Raw genomic sequence first — 6530 nt, forward strand, 5'->3', positions numbered from 1 at the left:
GCAATCAGATGAGTGTATAAAAGAAAAGGGGTCATCGATGAGATGACCCCTTTTCTTTCGGTCCGTTGCTGTAAATGTTTACTCGCTCTTTTCCCTGCTGCTCTTCGGCCTTTTATTCTGGTCGAGGATCTTCTTTCGCAGTCGGATGGAATGTGGCGTTACTTCCACGAGTTCGTCTTCCTTGATGAACTCAAGCGACTGCTCAAGCGACAGCAGCCGATGGGGCACGAGGCGGAGCGCTTCGTCGGCGCCCGACGCGCGCATGTTCGTCAGCTTCTTTTCCTTGATCACATTCACGTCCATGTCGTTCTCGCGCGAGTTCTCTCCCACGATCATGCCTTCGTATACCGCCGTGCTTTCATTGATGAAGAGCTCGCCGCGGGGCTGGATGTGGTAGAGGGCATAGGTCGTGGTCTTGCCTGCACGGTCGGCCACGAGCGCTCCGGTGGAGCGCTTGGCGATCGCGCCCTGCCAGGGTTCGTACCCGTCGAAGAGGTGGTTCAAGAGGCCGGTGCCCCGGGTGTCGGTCAGGAACTCCGACCGGAAGCCGATGAGACCGCGCGCGGGGATGCGGAACTCGAGCCTGACGCGGCCGTGACCATTGTTCGCCATCTTGGTCATGCGGCCTTTGCGGGAACCGAGCTTCTGGGTCACTACTCCTATGAATTCATCAGGGCAATCGATGACCAGGTTTTCCATGGGCTCGAACGTTTTTCCGTCGCGGATCTTTGTAATGGTCTCGGGCTGGGAGACAGAAAGCTCATAGCCTTCCCGCCGCATCATCTCGATCAGGATCGCAAGCTGAAGTTCGCCGCGTCCCAGGACCTTGAAGCTGTCAGTGGCATCGCCTGGTTCGACCTTGATCGCCACGTTGTACAGGAGTTCCTTCTCGAGCCGCTCCTTCAAATGGCGGGAGGTGACGAACTTGCCTTCCTTGCCGGCAAAGGGCGAATTGTTGATCGAAAAAATCATCGAGATCGTGGGCTCATCCACGGCAATGCGGGGCAGGGGCTTCGGGTTTTCCGGATCAGTGATCGTATCGCCGATGTTCACGCCTTCAATGCCGGCCAGTGCCACGATGTCCCCGACCGTGGCGCTGGGCGTGTCCACGCGTTTCAGACCCTCAAACGAAAAGAGCGACGTGATCTTGGTTTTGACCATATCACCGCTCTGGGTGATCACGCCGATGGGCTCGGCGACCCTTGCCGTGCCGGCGAAGATCTTTCCGATGGCCAGCCGTCCGACATAATCGTTATAAATGATGTTCATGACCAGGAGCTGGAGCGGCGCGGTCTCGTCGCCTTCAGCCTGCGGTACGGTATTCACGATCAGATCGAAGAGGGGCTTCAGGTTAGTACCTTCATCCTCCATCTTCAGTTTGGCGATGCCGTCCCGTGCGTTGGTGTACACAACGGGGAAGTCGAGCTGGGCATCGTTTGCGTCGAGGTCGATAAACAGGTCGTACACCTCATCCACCACTTCGGTGATCCGGGCGTCGGGACGGTCTATCTTATTGATGACGAGGATCGGCGGCAGCCCGAGCTCGAGCGCCTTCTTGAGCACGAAGCGGGTCTGGGGCAACGGCCCTTCCGAGGCGTCCACGAGCAACAGGACGCCATCCACCATCTTGAGGGTGCGTTCCACTTCGCCGCCGAAGTCCGCGTGGCCCGGAGTGTCCACAATATTGATCTTCACGCCGTTGTAGTGCAGGGACGTGTTCTTGGCCATGATGGTGATCCCGCGCTCGCGCTCGAGATCGATGTTGTCCATCACCCGCTCCTGGACTCGCTCATTGTCGCGGAAGGTGCCGCTTTGGCGCAGGAGCGTGTCCACGAGGGTCGTCTTGCCGTGGTCAACATGGGCGATGATGGCGATGTTGCGAAGGTCTGTTCTTTTTATCATTCTTTTTATCCTTTTTTACCACGATGAGCACGAAGAAGTTCTTGGTGACAGGGGTTTTTCGTGGAACGCAGTGGGTTCTTTACAAGCTGGGCATACTACCCTGTCAGACCCGTCTTGTCAATGGAATAATACGTTCTCGCAGGTAATGCGGCGAAGCTTGAAACACGACCTTCGCAGCAGCAAGTCCTGGAAATGAATTTGCTGATCGCCCTTGCAAGCAAGTCGGGGCTGAATACCCCCCGGGGCAAATCGCCCTGCAAAATGCCGGACCTGTCATTTCCGCATGCCGGTCATTCTTTCCGCTCAAAGAAACAGTTGAAGGCTGATGTTGGAATCGGGAAATCGTGTATAATAGAAACATTCAGCATCATTCCTCAGGAGGTATTCTATGGAAGCGGTATCAGAAAGACTGCTTTCGTCGATCGTTATGGTGAGCATGCTGGTCATTGGTTGTACCGGGGTGCGGCCAGTAAACCTCGGAACCAAAGAGGGCAAACTTGCGCTGTGTCCCTCCTCGCCCAACTGCGTGTCGAGCCAGAGCTCTGATCACGAGCATGCCGTTGAACCGCTGTTGTTCTCCGGGACGACCGCCGGGGCGCACGAGGCGCTCAGAAATATCCTTCTCAGCATGAAGAGGTCCCGGATAATCACTGATACAGACAGCTATGTTCACGCCGAGTTTACGAGCGCGATCTTCCGGTTCGTTGACGATGTGGAATTTTTGCTCGATGAAAGCACGAAGGTCATCCATGTCCGGTCAGCATCCCGTCTCGGGAAATCCGATCTCGGGGTCAACCGGAAACGGGTTGAGGATATCCGGGCGCGATGGAAGGCGGCGGGGAAGTGAGCAGGTGATGGAACGCACGCCAGCCCTCTCGCTCATCATCCCGGTATTGAGCGAGGCCGAGACCATCAACGAGTCCATTCATCATATTCGTGAACTGGATGCCCACAGGATGGCGGAGATCATCGTGGTCGACGGAGATCCCGGGGGAAGTACTATCTGCGCGGTCACGGGTGAGGGCGTGCGCACGGCGGTTGCTGAAAAGGGTCGGGCCAGGCAGATGAATCACGGCGCAGCGATCGCAAACGGCGCTGTTCTTGTGTTTCTCCACGCGGACACTCTCCTGCCGTCGAACGCTTTTGCTTTGATCCGGTCAACTATGAACGACAAACGTTTTGTCGGCGGGGCATTCGATCTCGGGTTCAATACGAAGCGAACGATTTTCAGGATCACCGAGTTGTATGTCTTTCTCCGGACACGGCTGACAAAGATCCCTTTCGGCGACCAGGCCATTTTCATCCGGCGTGATTTTTTTGAGGAGATAGGCGGATACCGGGACATCCCGATCATGGAAGATGTTGAAATCATGCAACGCATAAAGAAACGAGGCAAAAGGATCCGCATCATCCCGGAAAAGGTGCTGACCTCAACGCGGCGGTATGAGCAGGAAGGGATCGTTTACGCTACGCTCAGGAACTGGATGCTGCAACTGCAGTATGCATTGGGTGTGTCGCCTGAACGACTTGCGCGACGGTATAAATCTTGATAAGCGGTTAGCCGAGAATTACCTGGAACAGCAGAGCATGATACCTATCCCTGTAACGATGAAAGCATTGACATTGACACTTCTTCTGCTGCTGGTTCTTCTTGTTGAAGGTCCCCGTGCGCAGGAGACGACGGTTCTTTTCCATGAGGATTTTGGCACGCTGGACAATTGGAAACCCTTCTTTTTCCCAAAGATTAAAAAGCACACGGTTTATACAATTGAACAAGACGGCGAACACCATTACCTGAAGGCGGAAAGCAATGCCTCTGCCTCGGCGATCGTGTATAACAATTCATTCAAGGTGAAAGACTATCCCCGCGTAAAATGGCGCTGGAAGGTAAACAATGTCTATGTCAGGGGTGATGCCAGGATAAAGGCAGGGGACGATTACCCCCTGCGCGTATATGTCATGTTCGAGTACGATCCGGACAAGGCAGGGATGTTCGAGAAAATGAAATACGGGATCGCGAAAAAAATGTACGGCGAGTATCCGCCCCACAGCAGTCTGAGCTATGTCTGGTCGAGCAAGGAAGAGCCGGCGTCAATCATCGTCAGCCCTTACACGGACAAGGCGATGATGGTCCTCTTGCAGAAGGGTGCGAAGAACGCGGGTACGTGGCAGGATCAGGAGGTCAATGTTGTGGATGACTATCAGAAGGCCTTCGGAAGCAAACCGCCGATCCGCGCGCGGGTCGCCATCATGAATGATTCCGACAATACCGGTGAACGTTCGATATCTTTTATGGAGTATCTTGAGGTCTTCCGATAACCGCAATGACTGACAAGCGTTGTGTTCTTCTCTTTGTCAAGCTGCCGGAAAAGGGCAGGGTGAAGTCCCGGCTTGCACTTTATATCGGTGAAGACGCGGCATTGCGTCTTTATGAGAACATGGTCCTCGATGTGATCGACATGTTGACGAGGGGGCGTTTCCCATTCCGGATCTGCTTCACGCCGCCGGAGGCTCGTGATCAAATGACGGGATGGCTTGGGCAGGAACGTGACTATCTGCCTCAGACCGGCAATGACCTTGGTGAACGGATGGAAGAGGCCTTTGTCCGTGTCTTTTCCCGAGAGGTTGAAGAGGTGCTCCTCATCGGGAGCGATATCCCGGGATTGACCTCCGAGGTTATCGAGGAAGCGTTTACCGCGTTCTTGACGAATGATGCGGTAATCGGTCCGGCAGACGACGGCGGTTATTACTTGATCGGTTTTAGAAAAGAATCATTTGAGCCGCGCATCTTTCATGATATGGCATGGAGCACGCGCACTGTTTTTCGCGAGACCGTGGAGAGACTGCATGAAGCATCAGTAACGCTCCACGTATTGCCGGAATTGACGGATGTCGATACGGTGGAGGACCTGAGGACGCTCATGTCTCAGGTCAAGAGTCCGTCATCGAGATCATCGAGGACCCTCTCCTATCTCGTACGGCATCAGAACAGTATCCTGAAATAGAGACGAGCATGTACACAAAACCTATTATTATCATAGCAGTCCTTGTCCTTATTTTTATACTGGAAGGGTTCATTCCTTACCTGCAGGGACGCAGGCTGAGGCTCAGGCATGGACTGCCTCACGTACTGACCGCGGTCCTGAACGGGCTCCTGACACGGTTTTTTCTCGCCGGCATCACGATGCAGGTGACCGGCTGGGCACAGGCGCATTCGCTGGGGCTCGCGAGGATGGGGGAACTTCCGGGCGCTGCACGCATGATCGCTGTGTTCCTTCTCTTCGATATCTGGATGTATTACTGGCATATGGCGACCCACCGGTTCTCCTTTTTCTGGCGGTTCCACCGGGCGCACCACTCGGACATCGAGATGGACACAACCACAGCGCTTCGGTTCCATCCCGGAGAACTGGTCCTTTCCTCGTTCATACGGCTTCCCGTTCTTGTCCTGATCGGGATGAGCTTTGGCGAACTGGTGCTCTTTGAGGTCATGCTGAACATCTCGACCCTGTTTCATCACAGCAACCTCGACCTGCCGGAGAAATGGGACCGCCTGCTTCGCGTTCTCATCGCGACACCGAACATGCACCGGGTGCACCACTCCGTGGAGCGCGATGAAACGAACTCGAACTATACCAGCATCCTCTCGCTGTGGGACCGGCTTGCCGGCACGTTCAGAATGCGGGAGGATACCCGTACCATTACCCTGGGTCTGCAGTCCTTCAGGGAAGAAAAGTACCAGCGTTTAGGGGGATTCCTGATCACGCCGTTCCAATAACAGGAATCATGCAAAAAGTCCGAAAGGGTGGTAACGATCACGTGGCAATGAACACGCAGAACAAAAAAATCGCAGAGATCATACGGAGGCTTAAAAAAGAATATACCGGAACGCCGCAGACCGTGCTCCGCTTCTCCACGCCGTTCGAACTGCTTGTTGCCACGATCCTCTCTGCCCAGACCACGGACGTGCTCGTGAACAAGGTGACCACGGACCTGTTTAAAAAGTATCGGTCAGTGCAGGATGTCGCGAACACCACGCCGGAAAAGCTCGCCCAGGACATCAGGTCCGTGAATTTTTTTAACAACAAGGCGAAGAACATCAGCAAGACGGCGAAGCTGCTTATTGAGAAATTCGGCGGCAAGGTCCCGCAGACCATGGAAGAGCTTGTCTTGTTGCCGGGTGTGGCGCGGAAAACGGCGAACATCGTGCTGTCGGGCGCCTTCGGCATCAACGAAGGGATCGCCGTGGACACCCACGTGAAGCGGCTTGCCTATCGCCTTGGCCTGACGAAACACGACGACCCGGTGAAGATCGAGCAGGACCTGCTTGCGATCACGCCGAAGAAGGAATGGGGTCATTTGTCTCACCTCCTGATATTTCACGGCAGAAAGGTCTGCCAGGCGAAAAAGGCCGACCATGCGGCGTGCATCCTTGTCGACCACTGCCCGTCGAAGAAGATATGATCTCTCCGGAACGAGTTGATTTCCCCTACAATATTCTGTGTAATCCCAAAATGATAATGTCCTAATTCGCCAAAATAGAAATGTCCTATTTCCAGTTACAATGCCTAACGTTAATAGGAGGGCATTGTGGCAGAAAAGGACATGATCACCATGAGCAGGGAGGA

The 6530-nt window shown here is 54.6% G+C and carries 7 protein-coding genes; 6 read left to right on the top strand and 1 reads right to left on the bottom strand.

What is annotated here, in order from left to right:
* Window positions 1-78: 78 nt before the first annotated feature.
* Window positions 79-1902 carry a translational GTPase TypA gene (typA, locus tag M0R70_05040; GenBank protein MCK9418730.1) on the bottom strand — a complete coding sequence of 608 codons (1824 nt, stop codon included), beginning with the start codon at window positions 1900-1902 and terminating at the stop codon, window positions 79-81.
* A gap of 388 nt (window positions 1903-2290) precedes the next feature.
* Here typA and M0R70_05045 point away from each other — a divergent pair, with 388 nt between their 5' ends.
* From M0R70_05045 to nth, 6 genes are read left to right on the top strand one after another with little or no spacing between them, the layout of a single operon-like run.
* Window positions 2291-2749 (top strand): DUF1499 domain-containing protein, encoded by a 459-nt coding sequence (locus M0R70_05045; protein ID MCK9418731.1) that lies wholly within the window; start codon window positions 2291-2293, stop codon window positions 2747-2749.
* A gap of 7 nt (window positions 2750-2756) precedes the next feature.
* Window positions 2757-3452, top strand: a complete 696-nt coding sequence (locus M0R70_05050) for a TIGR04283 family arsenosugar biosynthesis glycosyltransferase (protein ID MCK9418732.1) — start codon at window positions 2757-2759, stop codon at window positions 3450-3452.
* A 37-nt stretch (window positions 3453-3489) separates the two neighbouring features.
* A complete protein-coding gene (locus M0R70_05055) occupies window positions 3490-4221 on the top strand; it encodes a DUF3047 domain-containing protein (GenBank protein MCK9418733.1) in 732 nt (243 codons plus the stop codon).
* 5 nt (window positions 4222-4226) lie between these two features.
* Complete coding sequence (locus tag M0R70_05060; protein ID MCK9418734.1) at window positions 4227-4907, top strand: TIGR04282 family arsenosugar biosynthesis glycosyltransferase; 681 nt, start codon at window positions 4227-4229, stop codon at window positions 4905-4907.
* A gap of 8 nt (window positions 4908-4915) precedes the next feature.
* The gene (locus tag M0R70_05065) at window positions 4916-5680 is read left to right on the top strand and encodes a sterol desaturase family protein (protein MCK9418735.1); all 765 of its coding nucleotides are present in this window, start codon (window positions 4916-4918) and stop codon (window positions 5678-5680) included.
* 8 nt (window positions 5681-5688) lie between these two features.
* The gene (gene nth / locus M0R70_05070; protein MCK9418736.1) at window positions 5689-6366 is read left to right on the top strand and encodes an endonuclease III; all 678 of its coding nucleotides are present in this window, start codon (window positions 5689-5691) and stop codon (window positions 6364-6366) included.
* The last annotated feature ends 164 nt before the right edge of the window (window positions 6367-6530 follow it).

This window comes from Nitrospirota bacterium, assembly GCA_023229435.1.
In the GTDB taxonomy this organism is placed as follows: domain Bacteria; phylum Nitrospirota; class UBA9217; order UBA9217; family UBA9217; genus JALNZF01.

Coding starts and splice junctions, on each gene's coding strand:
- typA (MCK9418730.1), bottom strand. CDS start 1,902: ATGATAAAAAGAACAGACCTTCGCAACATCGCCATCATCGCCCATGTT.
- M0R70_05055 (MCK9418733.1), top strand. CDS start 3,490: ATGATACCTATCCCTGTAACGATGAAAGCATTGACATTGACACTTCTT.
- nth (MCK9418736.1), top strand. CDS start 5,689: ATGCAAAAAGTCCGAAAGGGTGGTAACGATCACGTGGCAATGAACACG.
- M0R70_05050 (MCK9418732.1), top strand. CDS start 2,757: ATGGAACGCACGCCAGCCCTCTCGCTCATCATCCCGGTATTGAGCGAG.
- M0R70_05045 (MCK9418731.1), top strand. CDS start 2,291: ATGGAAGCGGTATCAGAAAGACTGCTTTCGTCGATCGTTATGGTGAGC.
- M0R70_05065 (MCK9418735.1), top strand. CDS start 4,916: ATGTACACAAAACCTATTATTATCATAGCAGTCCTTGTCCTTATTTTT.
- M0R70_05060 (MCK9418734.1), top strand. CDS start 4,227: ATGACTGACAAGCGTTGTGTTCTTCTCTTTGTCAAGCTGCCGGAAAAG.